The sequence below is a fragment of the Streptomyces sp. NPDC023838 genome (genome assembly GCF_040639555.1).
Lineage (GTDB): Bacteria > Actinomycetota > Actinomycetes > Streptomycetales > Streptomycetaceae > Streptomyces.
On record NZ_JBFAAD010000007.1, the window covers coordinates 245,142 to 262,422 of the forward strand.

Annotated in this window: 17 protein-coding genes; 9 read left to right on the top strand and 8 right to left on the bottom strand. The window is 72.9% G+C overall.

Annotation, left to right across the window (positions count from 1 at the left end; all coding sequences use genetic code 11):
- Window positions 1-317 precede the first annotated feature (317 nt).
- Entirely contained in the window at window positions 318-524 is a 207-nt protein-coding gene (locus tag AB0G17_RS12065) for a DUF1918 domain-containing protein (protein ID WP_361379609.1), read from the bottom strand.
- A 43-nt stretch (window positions 525-567) separates the two neighbouring features.
- On the opposite strand from AB0G17_RS12065, the gene AB0G17_RS12070 reads away from it, so the two are divergent.
- Complete coding sequence (locus AB0G17_RS12070) at window positions 568-1,542, top strand: DUF1206 domain-containing protein (RefSeq protein WP_361379612.1); 975 nt, start codon at window positions 568-570, stop codon at window positions 1,540-1,542.
- A gap of 74 nt (window positions 1,543-1,616) precedes the next feature.
- Here the strand turns inward: AB0G17_RS12070 and AB0G17_RS12075 are convergent, their stop codons facing one another.
- Window positions 1,617-2,936, bottom strand: coding sequence for a hypothetical protein (locus tag AB0G17_RS12075; RefSeq protein WP_361379615.1), 1,320 nt, complete (start codon window positions 2,934-2,936; stop codon window positions 1,617-1,619).
- A gap of 147 nt (window positions 2,937-3,083) precedes the next feature.
- Here AB0G17_RS12075 and AB0G17_RS12080 point away from each other — a divergent pair, with 147 nt between their 5' ends.
- Both AB0G17_RS12080 and AB0G17_RS12085 read left to right on the top strand, forming a co-directional pair.
- Window positions 3,084-3,953, top strand: coding sequence for a SigB/SigF/SigG family RNA polymerase sigma factor (locus AB0G17_RS12080; RefSeq protein ID WP_361379618.1), 870 nt, complete (start codon window positions 3,084-3,086; stop codon window positions 3,951-3,953).
- 159 nt (window positions 3,954-4,112) lie between these two features.
- Entirely contained in the window at window positions 4,113-5,363 is a 1,251-nt protein-coding gene (locus tag AB0G17_RS12085; RefSeq protein WP_361379621.1) for an MFS transporter, read from the top strand.
- Between the two features lie 39 nt (window positions 5,364-5,402).
- On the opposite strand, the gene AB0G17_RS12090 is transcribed toward AB0G17_RS12085, so the two are convergent.
- Both AB0G17_RS12090 and AB0G17_RS12095 read right to left on the bottom strand, forming a co-directional pair.
- Entirely contained in the window at window positions 5,403-5,765 is a 363-nt protein-coding gene (locus AB0G17_RS12090; RefSeq protein WP_361379624.1) for an ATP-binding protein, read from the bottom strand.
- Between the two features lie 328 nt (window positions 5,766-6,093).
- Window positions 6,094-6,477, bottom strand: a complete 384-nt coding sequence (locus AB0G17_RS12095) for a peptidoglycan-binding domain-containing protein (RefSeq protein ID WP_361379627.1) — start codon at window positions 6,475-6,477, stop codon at window positions 6,094-6,096.
- Between the two features lie 313 nt (window positions 6,478-6,790).
- Here AB0G17_RS12095 and AB0G17_RS12100 point away from each other — a divergent pair, with 313 nt between their 5' ends.
- A complete protein-coding gene (locus tag AB0G17_RS12100; protein ID WP_361379630.1) occupies window positions 6,791-7,513 on the top strand; it encodes a hypothetical protein in 723 nt (240 codons plus the stop codon).
- Between the two features lie 140 nt (window positions 7,514-7,653).
- On the opposite strand, the gene AB0G17_RS12105 is transcribed toward AB0G17_RS12100, so the two are convergent.
- Complete coding sequence (locus AB0G17_RS12105; RefSeq protein WP_361379633.1) at window positions 7,654-9,039, bottom strand: MFS transporter; 1,386 nt, start codon at window positions 9,037-9,039, stop codon at window positions 7,654-7,656.
- An 86-nt stretch (window positions 9,040-9,125) separates the two neighbouring features.
- Between AB0G17_RS12105 and AB0G17_RS12110 the strand changes: the two genes are divergently transcribed.
- On the top strand, window positions 9,126-9,992 hold the full coding sequence (locus AB0G17_RS12110) for a helix-turn-helix domain-containing protein (protein ID WP_361379636.1): 867 nt from the start codon (window positions 9,126-9,128) through the stop codon (window positions 9,990-9,992).
- 167 nt (window positions 9,993-10,159) lie between these two features.
- Window positions 10,160-11,857, top strand: coding sequence for a sigma-70 family RNA polymerase sigma factor (locus tag AB0G17_RS12115; RefSeq protein WP_361379639.1), 1,698 nt, complete (start codon window positions 10,160-10,162; stop codon window positions 11,855-11,857).
- 15 nt (window positions 11,858-11,872) lie between these two features.
- Here the strand turns inward: AB0G17_RS12115 and AB0G17_RS12120 are convergent, their stop codons facing one another.
- Window positions 11,873-13,954 (bottom strand): SpoIIE family protein phosphatase, encoded by a 2,082-nt coding sequence (locus AB0G17_RS12120; protein ID WP_361379642.1) that lies wholly within the window; start codon window positions 13,952-13,954, stop codon window positions 11,873-11,875.
- A gap of 205 nt (window positions 13,955-14,159) precedes the next feature.
- The gene (locus AB0G17_RS12125; RefSeq protein ID WP_361379645.1) at window positions 14,160-14,438 is read right to left on the bottom strand and encodes a hypothetical protein; all 279 of its coding nucleotides are present in this window, start codon (window positions 14,436-14,438) and stop codon (window positions 14,160-14,162) included.
- Between the two features lie 251 nt (window positions 14,439-14,689).
- Here AB0G17_RS12125 and AB0G17_RS12130 point away from each other — a divergent pair, with 251 nt between their 5' ends.
- On the top strand, window positions 14,690-15,091 hold the full coding sequence (locus AB0G17_RS12130) for an STAS domain-containing protein (RefSeq protein WP_361379648.1): 402 nt from the start codon (window positions 14,690-14,692) through the stop codon (window positions 15,089-15,091).
- A gap of 11 nt (window positions 15,092-15,102) precedes the next feature.
- The gene (locus AB0G17_RS12135; protein ID WP_361379651.1) at window positions 15,103-15,537 is read left to right on the top strand and encodes an ATP-binding protein; all 435 of its coding nucleotides are present in this window, start codon (window positions 15,103-15,105) and stop codon (window positions 15,535-15,537) included.
- 149 nt (window positions 15,538-15,686) lie between these two features.
- Here AB0G17_RS12135 and AB0G17_RS12140 read toward each other — a convergent pair whose 3' ends face one another.
- A complete protein-coding gene (locus AB0G17_RS12140) occupies window positions 15,687-16,487 on the bottom strand; it encodes a SigB/SigF/SigG family RNA polymerase sigma factor (RefSeq protein ID WP_361379833.1) in 801 nt (266 codons plus the stop codon).
- 293 nt (window positions 16,488-16,780) lie between these two features.
- On the opposite strand from AB0G17_RS12140, the gene AB0G17_RS12145 reads away from it, so the two are divergent.
- Window positions 16,781-17,197, top strand: coding sequence for an ATP-binding protein (locus AB0G17_RS12145; RefSeq protein ID WP_361379654.1), 417 nt, complete (start codon window positions 16,781-16,783; stop codon window positions 17,195-17,197).
- Window positions 17,198-17,281: the final 84 nt, after the last annotated feature.

The window sequence follows — 17,281 nt, forward strand, 5'->3', positions numbered from 1 at the left end:
ACCGAGGTACACCCCGCCCCATGCCGCCGGTACCGAGCCTTCCGACGAGTGGGGAGGAGCCGGTCTGGCGAGGGTCGTCCGGCGCGAGCGGCTCCGCCCCACTGCCACTCGGATCGACACCATGCTCCCTGCCCACCGGCGCGCCCCCTTCTCTCGTCCACCCCTGGCGCCCACCCGTCACGCCAGGGAGGTCGACACCTTCCCATGGATGACATGTTCCTCCACGGAAAGGTTCCCGAGTGGGGGAACGGGCGTACGAGAAGATCCTTCAAGTGGGCTTTGCCGGGGGCGATTCAGGACACCACCCGAAGCCCCGGCTACCGCTTCTCCTCTCTCGGCTCCCCCGTGTGCTGAACCGCGCAGTCGGGACCCGGCGCCATGATCGACTCATGGCCGTCCGGGAAGCGGACGCGATAGGGCGGTGTGCCGTTCTCCCCCAGCACCTGGACGATCTCGCCCATCCTGTCGTGCTGGCCCACGACCCTGCCGTGCTGCACCAGCTGGTCACCCTCGGTCGCTCGCATCGAGGCCTCCCCTCGGAAGCGGACTGGTCGGTAACAGCATTTTATGACCGTATGCCCCGACAAGCCCCTTCTGGCGTTCTTGACCATGCCGGACATCACCGCCCGAGCCGCGCGCGTCCGGGCGGCGGCGGGGTTGCGCGCGGCGGGCCGGGGCACCCGCACTCCGGGAGGTGCCGTGGACGTGGGTTCGGTGACGGTGCCTGGGCGGGCCCAGGCGCGGCGGGCGGCTCGGGGGCCGGTGGTCGAAGGGGCCGCGCGGGCCGGATTCGTGGCGCGCGGCGCCATCTACTTGCTGGTGGGGATGCTCGCGGCCCGGGTCGCCGCGGGCAGCGATCGCGGCCGGCAGGCCGACCGGGACGGGGCCTTGGCGCAGATCGCCCACCAGCCGCTGGGCACGCCCGCCCTGTGGGCGCTGACGGTCGGGCTGGCCGGCATGGCCCTGTGGCGGCTGTCCGAGGCGCTCTTCGGCGCCGCCGGAGCCGACGGTCACAAGGCGCGCAAGCGCCTGCTCTCCGGGGCGCGCTGCCTCTTCTACGGCTTCGTCGCGTACACCGTGTCGACGTACGCGCTCGGTGACCGCCGGAGCGAGGGCGGCTCCAGCGACCGCACCTCCCAGGACCTCACGGCCCGGCTGCTCGACCTGCCGGGCGGGCGGTGGATGGTCGGCGCGGCCGGGGTCGTCGCGGCCGGGGCCGGGGTGTGGATCGCGGTCCGGGCGGCGCTGCGCGCGTACCACGACCGGATGCGGCTCACCGAGATGTCCCGGCGTACCCGCCTGGCCGTGGACTGCACGGGTGTGGCCGGCGGGGTGTCGCGGGGCGCCGTCTTCGCCGCGGCCGGCGGTTTCGCCCTGTGGGCGGCGGCCGGGTTCGACCCGCGCCGGGCCAAGGGCATGGACGACACCCTGCGCTCCTTCGCCCACACCCCGGCTGGCCCCTGGCTGCTCGTCGCGGTGGCAGCGGGGCTCGCGCTCTTCGGGCTGTTCTCCTTCGCGATGGCGCGCTGGCGCAAGTTCTGAGCGACTGGGCGGCACCCGCGCCGGGAGTCACGCGCACGTGAAGCTCGCGTGGGGCGTCGGATGACCGTCGGGCGTCACGCGAACTTGTTGCTGGGCACCGGGCCGGTCGACTTCAGCCCCGTGCGCTCGCCCTGGAGCCAGGTGTCCCGTACGGCCGCGACGAACTCGGTGAAGCGCCCGTCCGGGTCCGCGGGCGACTCACCGTCTCCCTCGGCTGCGGACGGGTCGGCGCCGACGATCTCGGCGGCGATCAGCGCCTCAGGGCGCTCGTCGGCCTCGGTCCGCTCCGCCTCGCCGTCCGTGCCCGCACGCAGCTGCCCGTCCCAGGGCGCGACCACCGCCTGGTGCAGCAGCGCGACGCTGTCGGCGGTGATCACCGGCGGGTCGGTCCAGCTGCTCGCGTGCTCGTGGAGGACCTGCCCCGGGACCCGCTCCTGCAGCTGCCCGAGGATCTCGGGGCCCTCGTCGGCCGCCGCGAGCTCGTTCAGGTCGTACGCGATCACCACGGTGTCCTCGCGCCCCGGCGCGAAGGGCTCGGCCGGGAGGCCCAGGACGTCGGCGGCGGCCAGGCCGAGGATCCGGCTGCTCCGGTCGGGCAGCAGCGACACCGAGCGCGGCCGCACCCCGGCGGCGTCGAGCAGGCTCTTCAGCCGCAGCAGCCCCTGGAGGCACTGGTCGTACGAGTCCTGCAGCCAGGCGTACCGGCCGTTCATCCCGGCGCCGAAACCGAACGGCGAGAGCGTGCCCAGCACGGTACCGCCCATGACGAACTGCCATCCGCGCAGATCGGTGCGGTCGAGGGCGCTGACCGGACCGGCGCTCGCGGCGCGCTCCAGCGTGCGGCGCTGGCGCTGGAGCGCGGGCAGCCACATCGGGTCCTCCGGGTCGGGCAGCAGGGCGTGCTGGCGGTTCGCCAGGGCCAGGTCGCCCGCCATGACGGCGTTGAAGACCAGCAGATAGCGGTCGGGCCAGTCCGCGAAGCCGCTCTCGTGCCGCGCGAGCAGCTCGACGGCCTCGCCGTGCCGGTTCTCCCTCTCGTACGCGGCCACCAGCTCGCGCATCACCCGCAGGGCGCCTGGGTTGCGGGTCAGCACCTCGCGCAGGGCGGGTACGGCGAGGAAGGAGAGGCCGCGCTCGATGCAGGCGTACCCGAAGTCGTACAGGGCCCGGTCGTCGTCGGGGCGTGCCGCCACCGCCTTCGCGGCCCGGTCGAGGTCGTCGAAACCGGCCGCCTTGGCGGCGCGGCCGGCCACGAGCGCCACTTCGCCCGGCGGCAGATCCTCCCCGGCGCTCCTGAGCAGCCGCACGGCGCCGGGTATGTCACCGTTGTCCAGGCATTCCCACGCCTTGAGGAGTTCGGCGGACTCCGGACGGCGGTGCTTGCGCGAGAACATGCCCGCGATCCTCTCCGACGGCGGGCACACCTCTCAACAGCATTTCGGCCGCTTCGGAACGGGACCGTGTGCGAAGTGAGTTCGTGGGTACACGCTCTTCGCGTTGGAACGCGTTGGAAGCTGTACAGGTCGATCCAGGGAGAGATCATGACGACGACGGTCGAGGTCAGCACCATGGTGGGGCAGCGGAGCCAGGTGGCCCCGGAACTGCCACTGGTGGAGTGCCCCGACAAGCTCGCGCCGCGTGACGCCCGGGAGTTGTCACGCCTCTTCTTCGAGCAGCTCGCGGTGTTGGAGGAGGGGACCCCCGCCTACCAGTACGCGCGCAACACCCTCATCGAGATGAACATGTCGCTGGTGCGCTTCGCCGCCCGGCGCTTTCGCCAGTACGCGGACGAGATCGAGGACGTCGTCCAGGTGGGCATGATCGGACTGATCAAGGCCATCGACCGGTTCGAGCTGTCGCGCGAGACGCAGTTCGCCACGTTCGCCGTGCCTTACGTCGTGGGCGAGATGAAGCGCTTCTTCCGCGACACCACCTGGGCCGTACACGTCCCGCGCCGCCTGCAGGAGCGCCGGACGGAGCTGGGCAAGGCCCGCGCCGAGCTGGAGAGCCGCCTCGACCGCTCCCCCACCGTCAAGGAGCTGGCGGCGCTGATGGACATCAGCGAGGAGGAGGTCCTGGAGGCCCAGCTGGCCGCCAACGGCTACCACTCCTCGTCCCTCGACGCCGCCCTGTCCGGCAACGAGGAGGAGGGGGAGGCGGCGCTCGCGGACGTCATCGGCTGGGAGGACCCGGGCATGGAGCTCGTGGAGGACTTCCAGGCCCTCGCGCCCGCCATGGACACGCTGACCGAGCGCGAGCGGCTCGTCGTGCATCTGCGCTTCGTGGAGGAGCGCACCCAGGCGGAGATCGGTGAGACCCTCGGCGTCTCCCAGATGCAGGTCTCGCGCATTCTGCGCCGGATCCTCACCAAGCTCCGGACCGGCATGGGCGTCGCCACCGACACCGCCTGACGCGCCTCCGCCTCGCCCCGCGACCGCCCCGACGGCCTCGGCGTCGTGGCCGGAACCGACCGGCTGTTTGACCCGGAGAGGTGCGGCCCGCTTTGATCTCGCTGGTCGAAGCGAGGCCGTTCCGGGCCTTTGGGCAGGACAGCGAGGAGTACGCCGGGCATGGCAGGCAGCAGAGCGCTCGGGCGCGGGTTCGGGTGGCTGTGGGCGGCCTACGGGGCCAGTACGCTCGGCACCTGGCTGGCGTTCGACGCGTTCCCGCTGATCGCGATCATCGTCCTGCACGCCGGGCCCGCCCGGGTGTCGGCGCTGGCGGCCGCGGGGCTCGCGGTGGGCGCGGCGGTCGCGATGCCGCTCGGCCCGTGGGTGGAGTTCCGCCGCAAGCGGCCGGTGATGGTCGCCATGGACCTCGTCCGGTTCGCTGCGCTGCTGAGCGTCCCCGTCGCGTACGCCCTCGGCCTGCTGGGCTTCGTCCAGCTCCTGGCGGTGTCCGTGGTCGTCGCCGCGTCCGACATCACCTTCAAGGCCGCCGCCGGAGCCTGCCTCAAGTCGCTCGTACGGCCGGAGGACCTGCTCGTCGCGAACAGCCGCTTCGAGTCCACCACCTGGACCGCCTCCGTGCTCGGCCCGCCCCTCGGCGGCGTCGCGATCGGAGTTCTCGGTCCGGTGACGACCGTGCTGGCCAACGCCGTCAGCTTTCTGCTGTCCGCGGCGGGGATCCGCGCGATCGGCGGGAAGGAGCCGCAGCCCGTACGGACCGGCGCGACGCGACCGCGGGCCGGTGACCTGCTGGAAGGGTGGCGGTACATCCTGGCCCACCGGGCACTGCGCACGCTCTTCTTCAACACGGTCCTGAACAACGGCCTGATCATGGCCACCGCGCCGGTGCTCGCCGCGCTCATGCTCGGTGACCTCGGTTTCGCGCCCTGGCAGTACGGCCTCGCGTTCGGCACGGCCTGCCTCGGCGGGCTCCTCGGCTCGCGGCTGGCCGGCCCGCTCGTCACGCGGTTCGGGCAGCGCAAGGTGATGCTCGCCGCCGGGACCCTGCGGGCGTGCTGGTCGTTCGCTCTCGCGTTCATCCGGCCCGGAATCCCCGGCCTGATGCTCGTCATCGCCGTCGAGTTCGGGCTGATCGCCTGCTCGGGCGTGTTCAACCCGGTGTTCGCCACCTACCGGCTCGCCCGGACGGAGAACGACCGGGTCGCCCGCACGCTCTCCGCGTGGTCGGTCACCAGCAGCGCCACGATCGCCGCCCTGACCGGCCTGTGGGGTCTGCTGGCCGGTGCCGCCGGGCCGCGCACGGCTCTCGCGGTCGCCGGTGTCCTTCTCCTGGCGACCCCGCTGCTGCTCCCGTGGCGCGACCGCGACGGTACGGCGCCGCACGAGCGGGATCTGGCGACCAAGTCCGCGTGAGCCCGTCGCGGAGGTTCCCGTGCCCTCGCGCCGCCGCGACTACAGCGGCAGGAAGACCTGGATGCGCTTGCCTCCGGAGGGCAGCAGGCTGACGGTCACGCTGGTCGCCAGGCGGCAGATCATCGGCCATCCGTAGCCGCCGGGGGTGAAGTCGCCGCTCGGCTCCTTCGTCGAGGGCAGCCCGGGGCTCGCGTCCTCGACCACCAGCCGCAGCCCCACACGGTCCGCCATCGCCTCGAACGCGGTGACGCCGCCCGCGTGCCGCAGGGCGTTCGTCACCAGCTCCGACGTCACCAGCAGCGCGTCCGCGACCACCGGGTCCTGCGTCGACAGCGAGCTGCCCAGCGCGGCGCCCAGCAGCACCTTCACCCGCCTGCGCGCCTCCGCGGCGTCGACCGGCACGAGTCCGGTCCTCCATGTAGGAGCCGTCTCCTCACTCACCTCACTGCCCCCGTCCTACATGCGGAACCGCCCGCACTCACCCCCTGCGCACTTGCCCAGGGTTCCCATCGGTCAATCCCCCTCGCTTTCACGAAGGGCTGCCTCACCCGCCGCCGGGCCGGACCGCACAGGGTACGGGGGCGGGGGTGGCCCCGTCGCGACGGGGGACGCGACGGGGCCTGGAGTGCGGATGCCCAGGGGTGGCGGGGCCATGCTCGTGATGCCGATCACACCCCCACGCGGCACGACCGGCGGCACCGGCGGCGACACCCGCGCCGGCGCGGCCCGGTCAGTTCGTGGTCGGGACCACCACCCGGCATCCATTGCTCCGCCACACGTCGTTGCCGCCGTTGTTCTGGGCCACCATGAACTCGATCGTGCCGCCGGTCCTGGGACCCACGATCCCGTCGACGGGAAGGTGCCAGAAGCGCTGGAAGTTCACCACGGCCGTCTTGGTGCTCTTGCCGTAGACACCGTCCACGGCCAGTTCGGTCCCCGCGTACGCGTTGAAGGCGCGCTGGACGCACTTGATCCCGGCCTTGTTCCCCGAGCCCGTATCGATGTTGGCGACGCCCGGCTCGGCCTGTGCCGCGGTCGCGCCGAGCAGGCTCCCCACCATCAGCGCGACCGCGCTCAGCGCGACCGACACCCGACGTCCGTTGACAGCATTCATGTCGTCTCCCGTTTCCGCGTCCGACTTCCCGTCCGAATTCCGGCACCCGCACAGTAGGCGGGCGCAGTTGACGGGACATCAGGCAGCGGTTTCATCCCGGGGTGAACTTTCGCGGTAGGCCACCGCGGCACACCTACCGCGCCGGTCGTAGGACACGGGGGGTTTCTCTCATCAACTCTTTAGTGTGCAGGGGATTCAGACAGGCTGCGGTTGTTTGGGTGAGGTGTGTATCTTTTGCGTACTCGCCTGTGCTGTGCCCGCAGCAAGGGCCGGCATCCGGCGGCACCATCCAGCACGAGGAAAGCGAACTCCCATGGCGGACGAGCCGGACACCACCACACTCAAGGACCAGTACGCGGCGCGGGTCACCGCCGATCTGGAAGCCAACCAGCAGGACCAGTCGCGCATCCGCGCCGAACTCGACACGCTCAAGGACCAACTCGAAGCCCTGGAGCGGGACCACGGTCTGCTGCAGACCATGCACCACACCCTCACCGGCGCCGCCGCGGCGGCCGCCACGACCGCCACCGCGAGCAAGCGTGACACCGCACGCGTCCCCGCGAAGACCGCTCCCGCGAAGACCGCAGCACCGGCCAAGGTGCCCACCCCCCGGTCGAAGAAGACCGAGGTCAAGACGGAGGTCAAGCCCGCGGGCAAGACCGCAGCCAAGCCCGCGGGCAAGACCGTGGCCAAGCCCGCGCGCACCCCGCGCAAGAACACGGCCCCGGCGAAGACCGCCTCCCGCGCCAAGGCCGACACCTCCGGCCCCACCCTGCGCGAAGTCGTCCTCGGCCTCTTCGCCGGACACCAGGAGCCGCGCACCGTCGCCGACATCCTCACCGAACTGACAACCGCTCACCCCGACCGCACGACCAGCCCCCAGGTCGTCCGCAACACCCTCGAAGCGCTCGTCGCCAAGGGCGAGCTGGAGCGGGAGCGCAAGCAAGGTTCCGTCTTCTACACCGCCCGCACCGACCAGACGGCCCCCGAGGCGGCGGGGACGCCCACCGCCGACACCGTTCCCGTGAAGGCCTGACACTTCTCATCCGCCGGGGTTGGATCGGGCCGATGACTTTCTCGCCGTACGGCATCAGCCGCATGGAGCCCGGCGGACAGCACCCTGTCCGCCGAGCCCCATGCCCCTGTACCGCCTCCAGGCCGGGCGGCAGCACACCGTCAATGGGGCGGGCGCGGGCAGGGACGGGTTCCGGCCCGGCCACTGCCCCGGACCGTGGCGAGGAAGACGGGCAGCACGGCGAGCAGTTCGCCCAGCGCTCCCACCCACAGCGCCGTCCGGGCGCCGAAGTGCTCGCCCAGGGCGCCGCCCAGGAGTGCGCCGATCGGCATGGAGCCCCACACCACGAAGCGGAACGTCGCCGTGATACGGCCGAGCAGCGGTGGCGGGCAGAGGTGCTGGCGCAGGGCCACTGAGGTGATCTTGAAGGTCATGAACGCCGTCCAGCCGAGGCCCTGGAGCGCGACGGCGAGCGCGAAGCGCCAGTCGGCCTGGTAGAAGGGGAGCGCGAGCAGCCAGAGCACCCCACTGGTCAGTACGGACACACACATCGCCGGTCCCTGGCCGAGGCGGGCGGCGATCCTCGTGGTGAGCAGACTGCCGAGGAAGCCGCCGACCGCCTCCGCGGTGAAGACCAGGCCGCACACGAAGGGTGAGAGGCCGAGGTCGCCCGCGAGCAGCACGAGGAGCATGGACGCGCCGATCGTGCCGCAGAGGTTGGAGACCGCCGAGGTGAGCGTGAGTGCCCGGAGCGTCGGGTGTGTGAAGAGGAAACGCAGACCTTGGGTGATCTCGGCCCGCAGGTTCGGCTGCGTCGTCGACGCGGGCGGGGCCGCGTCGGGGCGGCGGACGCGGGTGAGGAGGAGCGCGGAGGCGAGGTAGCTGACGGCATCCACCGCGACGGCGAGGGGCGCGGTCAGCACGCCGATGAGCGCGCCTCCGGCGCCGGGACCGGCGGCCTGGGTGAGTGTGCGACTGGCCTCCAGCTTGACGTTGGCCTCCATCAGCCGGGTGCCGTCGACGAGTTGGGGAAGGTGGCTCTGGGCGGCCACGTCGAAGAACACGGTGCACACGGACATGCCGAAGGCCACCACGTACAGCTGGGGCAGACCCAGCATGCCCAGTGAGCTCGCGACGGGGACCGAGGCGAGGAGCACGGCGCGGCCCACGTCGCCCGCGACCATCACCCGGCGGCGGCGCGCCCGGTCCACCCACGCCCCGGCGGGCAGTCCCAGGAGCAGGAAGCCGAGGTACTCGAACGTGACCAGCAGACCGGCCTGGAAGGGGGTCGCGTCGAGGGCGCCGATGGCGATGAGGGGCAGGGCGAGGACGGTGACGGCCGTACCGGCCTGGCTGACGGTGTCGGCGGTCCAGAGTCTGCGGAAGTCGGCGTCACGGAGCAGGGCGCGAGGCCGCGCGGGGGTGGTGTCCGGGCCCGGGGTCGGGCCGGGTTCCGTGTCCGGGGTCGGGCCGGTGTCCAGGGTCGGGTCCGTGTCCGGCGTCGGGTCCGTTTCCGGGTTCGGGTCCGTGGAGCAGGAGAGCGTCATGATCGCGCACTCCACCACCGTCGGGGCGGCCGGGCCATTGTTTTAGTCTGACCGAAAACGTCGTGGGGTGATCGGGGGCGCGGGACATGGGAGCGGTGCGGTTCGGGGTGGACGATCTGGTCAACCTGCGGTTCGCGATATCACCGTTGTGGGAGACGGTGGCGAGCCTGCGGGCCTCGGAGGACCCGGGGCGGCACGCCGTTCATCTGCCGTGGATCAAGAAGGCGGTGGCCCTGCGCCAGGACCGTGAACTGGCCCGGCACATCGAGCCGTTGCGTACCGCACTCGCCGGTTTCGACACCCCTCCCCCACGGTGCCCGCTCGCCGAGATCGAGGAGGAGCTGGCAGCCGCCGGGGCGCCCCGCGAGGTGGGCGACGCGGTGCTCGCCTGGTGGCACGCCGCCGTACAGCCCCACTGGCCGCACATCCGTGCCGTGCTGGAGGCGGATGTCGTCCACCGCACCCGCCACCTGGCCGAGGACGGCATCCAGGAGGTCTTCGCCCACCTCCACCCCACCCTGCGGTGGTCCCGGGACCGCCTGGTGTCGGTGGATCTGCCGCCGGGCGAACTGGGGCTCGACGGAGGCGGGATCACCCTGGTGCCCACCGCGTTCGCCACCCGCTGCCGGCTTCTGCCCGGCCGGGGCGCCACACCTCCCTGCGTCCTGTACCCCGCGCGCGCCGTGGGCACCCTGTGGGAGCGGCGCGGGTCCGCCGACGAGGGCCTGGCCCGGCTGCTCGGCCGCAGCCGCGCCCGGGTGCTCGCCGATACGAGCTCACCGGCCACCACGACACAACTGGCCGCGCGTACGGGCCTCAGCCTCGGCGCGGTGTCGCAGCACCTCGCCGTACTGCGCGACGCCGGTCTGGTCACCAGCCACCGCTACCGGCGAGAAGTCCACTACACGGCCAGCGGCATGGGCCTCGCCCTGCTCGGGCAGCGGACGGCGTGACGCGTGGCAGTGAACTCCGCCGTGACACCGTGTGACGGGACCCGAACGGAAAAAAGTCTTCCGCCTTTTCGTTATCCGCCCGTCCCCCGCCGATCTCCCACGGTGGAGAAGCAGTCGGTTGGAGCCCGGAAACCACCGGGGCCCGGGAGAGTGGACGAGGCGTGAACATGGAGTACGGGACGGCGACGGTCGCGGCGGCGCGAGCCGGTGACCAGCAGGCCCAGGACGAGCTCGTCGCGGCCTGCCTGCCGCTGGTGTACAACATCGTCGGGCGGGCGCTGAACGGTCACGCCGACGTCGACGACGTGGTCCAGGAGAGCGTGCTGCGGATGCTCGACGGCCTGCCGGGCCTGCGGGATCCGGGCAGCTTCCGGTCGTGGGTGGTGGCCATCACCATGAACCAGCTGCGCCAGTACTGGCAGCGCGCCCGCACCCGGCCGGACGGCGGCGCGCTTCCGGAGACGAGCGACCTGCCGGATCCCGGCGCCGACTTCGTCGACCTCACGATCCTGCGGCTCGGGCTCTCCGGGCAGCGCAGGGAGACCGCCGAGGCGACCCGCTGGCTGGAGCCCGAGGACCGGGGGCTGCTCTCGCTGTGGTGGCTGGAGACGGCGGGCTGCCTGACCCGCGCCGAGGTGGCCGCGTCGCTCGAACTGTCCCCGCAGCACACGGCCGTACGCGTCCAGCGCATGAAGGAGCGGCTCGACGCATCGCGCCAGGTGGTCCGTACCCTCGCGGTCGCCCCGCGCTGTCACGAACTCACCGGCCTGCTCTCGCTCTGGGACGGCGTGCCCTCCGCCCTGTGGCGCAAGCGCATCACCCGGCACACCCGCGGGTGCCCGGCCTGCTCGGGCCTCGGCAGCGGACTCGTGCCGCCCGAGGGCCTGCTGGCGGGGCTCACCCTGGTGCCGGTGGCTTCGGCGGCCGGTCTGTTCGCGGCCCTGGCCGCGCACCGGGGTGCCGGTACCGCGCCCCTGGCGTACGCCGAGGTGCCGCACGCCGAAGCGGGCCCGGCGGAGCCCGTACGACCGCAGGCGCTCGGCCGCCACCGGCAGGCGCCCCGTGGCCGGGGCGGGCGCGCCGGGCAGGCCGAGGCGGCGACCCGGGGCGAGCTCCGCCGCGACCGGGACCGTGCCAGGCGGCGCCGCCGGGCCGCCGCCGTGCTGGCGGGTGCCACCGCGATAGGCGGCCTGGTCGTGGTCATCCACCTCTCGACCGATCCGGCCGGGCCCGGTCACACCGTCGCGGACGCCCCGGCCGACGCCACTGTCACGGCGGCGAGCCCCGACGGCGCCACCGCCACCGCGCCGACACCCTCACGCACCACCAAATCGGCCTCCCCCAAGCCGAGTTCATCGCCGTCGGCGAGCCGCTCGGCCGCCTCGTCGAAGCCGACCGCGCACAGCCCGGCCCCGCACAGCGCCGCCGCCCAGACTCCCGCACCCCGCTCCCCCGGCGTGCCGAACTCCCTCGCCAAGCACGGGTCGGCCGCCGAGCAGGTGATCGCGCTGGTCAACACCGAGCGGGCCAGGAACGGCTGCGGTCCCGTGACGGACAACTCCCAGCTCGCCACGGCCGCACAGCGCCACTCCGACAACATGGCCGCACAGGGTTTCTTCGACCACACCGACCCGAGCGGGGCGGGCCCGGGCGAGCGCATCCACGCCGCCGACTACCAGTGGTCCACCTACGGCGAGAACATCGCCCGCGGCCAGCAGACCCCGGCCGATGTCATGAACTCCTGGATGAACAGCCCCGGGCACCGAGCGAACATCCTCAACTGCGCCTTCAAGGAGCTGGGGGTCGGGATCCACAACGGCGCCGGGGGCCCCTGGTGGACCCAGGACTTCGGCACGCGGATGTGAGGCGCGGGCGCCCGGTCAGGGGGCGGCGAGCGCGTGGGCTCGGGCGATGAGCAGGGCCACGTCGTCGTGGGTGTCGGGGCGGCGCAGGGCGGCGAGCAGGAAGTCGCAGGCGTCCTCCAGCGGGCGGCTGGGGCCGGTCAGCAGATCGGTGAGGGTCGCCAGGCGGGTGTCGATGTCCTGGTCGCGGGTCTCGATCAGGCCGTCGGTGTACAGGACGAGGTCGTCGCCCGGGTCCAGGGTGACGGCGGTGGTCGAGAACGGGACGCCGCCCACGCCCAGGGGCGCCCCGGTGGGCAGGTCCAGGAGCCGGGGCGGCCGGCCGGGCCGCAGGTGCACCGGCGGCGGGTGACCGGCGACGGCGATGTGGCACAGGTGCGTGTGGGGGTCGTAGAGCGCGTACACACACGTCGCCGTCGCATCGCCCAGGTCGGCGGTGGCGGCGTCCAGATGGGTCAGTACGGTGGCGGGGTCCAGGTCGAGCCGGGCCAGGGCGCGGGCCGTGGCGCGCAGTTGGCCCATGGTGGCGGCGGCGTTGATGCCGCTGCCCATCACATCGCCGACGACGAGGGCCGTACGGTCGCCGCTGAGGGCGATGACATCGAACCAGTCGCCGCCGGTCTCGTCGTCGGCGGCGGCCGGCTGGTAGCGGTAGGCGATGTCGAGTCCGGGCGGGGCGACGGGGCGTTGGGGCAACAGGTGGCGTTGGAGCGTGAGGGCGGTCTCGCGCTGGCGCTGGTACCAGCGGGCGTTGTCGATGGACACCGCCGCGCGGGCGGCGAGTTCGGTGGCGAGCAGGACGTCGTCCTTGCTGAACGGGGCGGGGTTGCGGGCCCGTTTGAGGTCGAGCGCCCCGAGCACCTGGCCCCGGGCGATGAGGGGGACGGCCAGGTAGGAGTGGACTCCGGCGGCGGCGAGGAGGTGGACGGCGTCCTCGTTGCGGGCGATGCGCGGCAGGTCTTCGGGGCGCACCTTCGGGACGAGGACGGGGCGGCCGGTGCGCGCGCACTGGGTGACCAGCCGGGTGGGGCCGTACATGGTGACGTCGCCGACCGGGTCGGCGGCCTTGGTGGCCGGGGTCGGGTAGGCGGCGTTGAGGGCGAGCGCGCGGAAGCGCACGGCGCCGCCGTCCGCCTCCCCCGGCCGGGGGCCGGCCAGGACGGTGTCGAGGACGTCGACGGCCGCGATGTCGGCCACCTCCGGGACGGCGACGTCGGCCAGCTCGCGGGCCGTGACCCCCAGGTCGAGGGTGGTACCGATGCGGACCGACGCGTCCGCGATCAGCGACAGCCGGCGCCGGGCCTGGGCGGCGGAGACGGCCGCCTCGTGCTGCTCGGTCACATCGACGACGGACACCGCGATGCCGAGGACGTGGCCCGCCTGGTCGTCGAGCCGGTACACCGACACCAGCCAGGCGTGATCGCGCTCGGGGTCGGCGGCGGTGCGGCCGGTGGTGAACTCGTCGAGCACCGGTTGCCCGCTCGCCATCACCTCCCGCATCCGCGTCTCGACGGTCGTCCCGTCCAGAAACGGCAGTACGTCGACGATCCTGCGCCCCAGATGCTCCTCGGCCGGGACGCCGTTGATGCGCTCCAGCGCCGGGTTCACCAGGACGTACCGCAGGTCGGTGTTGAGGACCGCCAGGCCGATGGGCGACTGGTCCACGAGCCGCAGCGACAGCGCCAGATCGCGCTCCACCCGGCGCAGCGTTGCCTGCTCGGAGGCCAGCCCCAGCGCGAACATCCGGCCGTTGTCGGCTTCGAGGCGTACGTTGCGGAACTCCACCAGCAGCGTGCTGCCGTCCTTGTGCCGGACGGGAAACACCCCCGCCCAGGTGCCCTCGCCGGACATCACCTGGGCGAACAGCTCCAGCACCACGTCGCGGTGCTTCTTCTCCACCAGGAGCTTCGCGGCGTGCTGCCCGAGGGCCTCCTCGGCGGTGTATCCGTACACCCGCTTGGCCTGCGGACTCCACAGCCGGATGCGGCCCTCGGCGTCCAGCACGACCGCGGCCACCCCGAGCACGTCCAGCAGACCACCGGCCACCAGCGAGGGATCTCTCGCCCCGTTACGGGCCGGGAAGGACTGCGCATCAGCCATCACCGGCCTCCTCACCCGTACGCCCCTGGGCGGGACACGCCCGCTGGCCAGGCCCAGGCCGATCGGCACGACTTTCCGCCTTCCATGCTGCGCCCGGACGGGCGCACGTGCGACCGGGCGGGGGCCGTGGCCCTGGACGACTGGGCCGAACGGTGGGTGCCGAACGGTGTGTGAGGCGGTGTGCCGGGCCGCTCGGCGGCGGCCGTCACTTCTTGTCGCGTCGGCTCCGCAGGACGAACAGGGCCGCCATCACGGCCGCCCCGGCCAGCAGGAGCCGGCGGGGGTGGGCGCGCCCGGCCGTCGCCGCCACGGCCGTCGCCCGGCGTACGGGCGCCGGGGTGTGGTCCCGGACCGTGCGGGCCGCCTGGCCGACGGCCGTCTGGACCCCGGCCGCCGCCTCGGTCGTCCGGTGCGTGGTGTGCGTCGCGCGTTCCTTCAGGTCCGCCTCGGCCGCGAGCCTGGCCGCGCTGTCGGTGATGCCCATCGGTTCCCCTCTCTCGTTCTCCGGTCTCTCGTTCTCCGGTTTCTCTCGCTGTCTGCCGGGTCACCCCGTATCAGCAGCTCAAACCGCGGGCGCGATCGCGGATGGCGGCCGGGGCGGGCACGATGGGTGGGCCGGGTCCACGCCCCGCCCACGCACTAGATCGCCGATCATTGGGCACTCTTCCTTACGGGCGCCCGCAGGCGCCCGGTGCGGAGCACCACCGAGCAGTGGCGAAGGAGGCGGGTGAACCCATGGCACCGCAGACGACCGACGGCTCGCACGACGAGGGCACCGCCGGGGACAGACGGTTCGCCGTGACGGCGAGGCAGGTCGCCGGGGCGGCGGTGCTCTCGCTCACCGGCGAGCTGGACCACGACACGGTGGAGCCGCTGCGCGTCGCGCTGACGGAGCAGATCGCCGCGGCCCCGGAACGGATCGTGGTCGACTGCGCCGGGCTGCGGTTCTGCGACTCGACCGGGCTGAACGCGCTGTTGCGGGCGCGGGCGGCGGCTTCGCAGACGGCGGGCGCGGGCATCGAGCTCGCGGCCCTCCAGGCGCCCGTCGCCCGGATGTTCGAGATCACGGGTGCGGACGCGGTGTTCCGTATCCATGCCGACCTGGACGAGGCACTCGCGGGGCGCCCGCCCGAGTAGCGGAGAAGGCGATGTGCGACACGAGCGGGGCCGGGCGGAGCCAGATCCGCCGCCTTGAGCTCTTCGGCACGAAGGGCGTGGTGACCCGCTGCCGGGACTTCACCGCGCTCGCACTGGCCGACTGGGGATGGACCACGGCCACCGACAAGGAGGACCGCGAACGCGTGGACGATGTGCTCCTGCTGGTCTCCGAGGTCGTCACCAACGCCTGTCTGCACGCGGGTGGGCCGCGGGAGCTGGTGCTGCGCCATGCCGACGGCCATCTACGGGTGGAGGTGGCCGACGGCAGTCCCACCGCCCCCGCGCGCAGCCCCCGGGCCCCCTCACTGCCCGGCGGCCACGGCCTGATGGTGCTCGACCGGCTCGCCGGGGACTGGGGCTCGACGCAGCTGGGGACGGGCAAGGTGGTGTGGCTGGAGGTCGCGCTGCCGTCACGGGCGCGGTGAACCCACTCGTAGGGGTACGGTCACTCACCCGGAGCCGCTGAAGGCCTTTCTGGCCGACTCGGCTTGGGACGGCCCGGCGGCGACCGGTTCGGGAACGGCCTACTCGGAACCACCTCTTCGGGACGACCTGTCCGGCGGCTCGGGACGACCTATTCGGCGGCGTCTTCGAGCAGCCCCGTCCGCAGGCGTTCCAGGATCTGCGCCAGCAGCCGTGAGACGTGCATCTGCGAGAGCCCCACCCGGGCGCCGATCTCGGCCTGTGTCAGCTCCTCGCCGAAGCGCAGGGAGAGCAACGTGCGCTCGCGGTCCGTGAGGCCCGCGATGAGCGGTTTGAGGGATTCCAGCGAGTCGATGACGTCGAACGCGCCCTCCTCCTCGCCCAGCCTCCGCATGAGACCCGCGGCGCTCCCGGTGTCGTCGTCCGGGATGTCGAGCGAACGCGCCATGTACGCGTTGGCCGCCTGCTCGCCCTCGACGACCTCCGCCTCGCTCATCCCGAGGCGGGCGGCCAGCTCCGCCGTCGTCGGCGGGCGGCCCAGCTCCTGGCCGAGTGCCTCCAGGGCCCTGGCCAGCCGCAGGCGCAGCTCCTGGAGCCTGCGGGGCACCTGGACCGCCCAGCTGGTGTCGCGGAAGAACCGCTTCATCTCACCGGTGATCGTGGGCAGCGCGAAGGAGGAGAACTCCACCTCCCGCTCCACGTCGAAGCGGTTGATCGCCTTGATCAGCCCGATGGTACCGACCTGGACGATGTCCTCCATCGGCTCGGCGCGGTTGCGGAACCGCCGGGCCGCGAACTTGACCAGGCTGAGGTTGAGCTCGACCAGCGTGTTCCGTACGTACGCGTGCTCGGGTGTGCCCTCGTCCAGCTCGGCCAGGCGCCGGAACATGGCCTCCGAGAGGGACTGGGCGTCGTCGGTGCTCAGGTCCTGGGGCCGGGCCACCTCGGGCATCCCGTCCAGCGCGCGGCGGCGCACCGGGGGCGGCGGTTCCGTGCGGACCGCCTCCGGGCCGGTGGTGCCGGGGCAGGGGGTGCCTTGGCCGATGGTGTCTTGGCGGGCGGTGGACATGGCGCTGGGGCTCCTTCGACGGGGCGGGGGCCGGCACCGCCGGGTGGCGGCGGGTCCGTCGTCCGAGCGTCCTGAGAAGGTCATGCCCGTTTGTCTGGGGTTTGATGCAGATTGTGGTTCATCCGTCGTGGTCCGGGCACCCGCCCGGTATGAATCGCGGACATGCCACGGAACACGTGACGGAGAGTCGCCGGTTCAGCCTCCAGAGCGGGCCGGGTGTGGTTGCGGAGTGCCGTGACCTCACCCGGCAGGTCCTCGACGAGTGGTTCGGGCCGCGCGGCGCGGAGGGGCGCGCCGCCCTGGAGGACGTGCTGCTGCTGGTCTCCGAGGTCGTCACCAACGCGTGCCGGCACGGTGACGCCCCGTACGAGCTCCGTCTCGACCGGATCGACGGCAAGCTGTGGGTGCAGGTGAGCGACAACAGCCCCCTGCGTCCACGCCCGCACGGCAGACACCGCCCCGCCCAGTCGTCCGGACACGGCCTGTATCTGCTCCAGCGGCTCTCCTCGGCCTGGGGCTGGCTGCCGCGCGGGGCGGGCAAGACCGTGTGGTTCGAGATGGCCGTGGGCCGTCCCGGCGACCTGGCCCTCTGACGGGCCTGCACCCGCGCACCTCGCGTGAAGGGGCCCGCGCCCCGGGATGTCGGCGCAGGCCGACCGTGCCAGAGTGGAGGGGCC

Coding starts and splice junctions, on each gene's coding strand:
- AB0G17_RS12065 (WP_361379609.1), bottom strand. CDS start 524: ATGCGAGCGACCGAGGGTGACCAGCTGGTGCAGCACGGCAGGGTCGTG.
- AB0G17_RS12070 (WP_361379612.1), top strand. CDS start 568: ATGACCGTATGCCCCGACAAGCCCCTTCTGGCGTTCTTGACCATGCCG.
- AB0G17_RS12075 (WP_361379615.1), bottom strand. CDS start 2,936: ATGTTCTCGCGCAAGCACCGCCGTCCGGAGTCCGCCGAACTCCTCAAG.
- AB0G17_RS12080 (WP_361379618.1), top strand. CDS start 3,084: ATGACGACGACGGTCGAGGTCAGCACCATGGTGGGGCAGCGGAGCCAG.
- AB0G17_RS12085 (WP_361379621.1), top strand. CDS start 4,113: ATGGCAGGCAGCAGAGCGCTCGGGCGCGGGTTCGGGTGGCTGTGGGCG.
- AB0G17_RS12095 (WP_361379627.1), bottom strand. CDS start 6,477: ATGAATGCTGTCAACGGACGTCGGGTGTCGGTCGCGCTGAGCGCGGTC.
- AB0G17_RS12100 (WP_361379630.1), top strand. CDS start 6,791: ATGGCGGACGAGCCGGACACCACCACACTCAAGGACCAGTACGCGGCG.
- AB0G17_RS12105 (WP_361379633.1), bottom strand. CDS start 9,039: ATGACGCTCTCCTGCTCCACGGACCCGAACCCGGAAACGGACCCGACG.
- AB0G17_RS12110 (WP_361379636.1), top strand. CDS start 9,126: ATGGGAGCGGTGCGGTTCGGGGTGGACGATCTGGTCAACCTGCGGTTC.
- AB0G17_RS12115 (WP_361379639.1), top strand. CDS start 10,160: ATGGAGTACGGGACGGCGACGGTCGCGGCGGCGCGAGCCGGTGACCAG.
- AB0G17_RS12120 (WP_361379642.1), bottom strand. CDS start 13,954: ATGGCTGATGCGCAGTCCTTCCCGGCCCGTAACGGGGCGAGAGATCCC.
- AB0G17_RS12125 (WP_361379645.1), bottom strand. CDS start 14,438: ATGGGCATCACCGACAGCGCGGCCAGGCTCGCGGCCGAGGCGGACCTG.
- AB0G17_RS12130 (WP_361379648.1), top strand. CDS start 14,690: ATGGCACCGCAGACGACCGACGGCTCGCACGACGAGGGCACCGCCGGG.
- AB0G17_RS12135 (WP_361379651.1), top strand. CDS start 15,103: ATGTGCGACACGAGCGGGGCCGGGCGGAGCCAGATCCGCCGCCTTGAG.
- AB0G17_RS12140 (WP_361379833.1), bottom strand. CDS start 16,487: ATGCCCGAGGTGGCCCGGCCCCAGGACCTGAGCACCGACGACGCCCAG.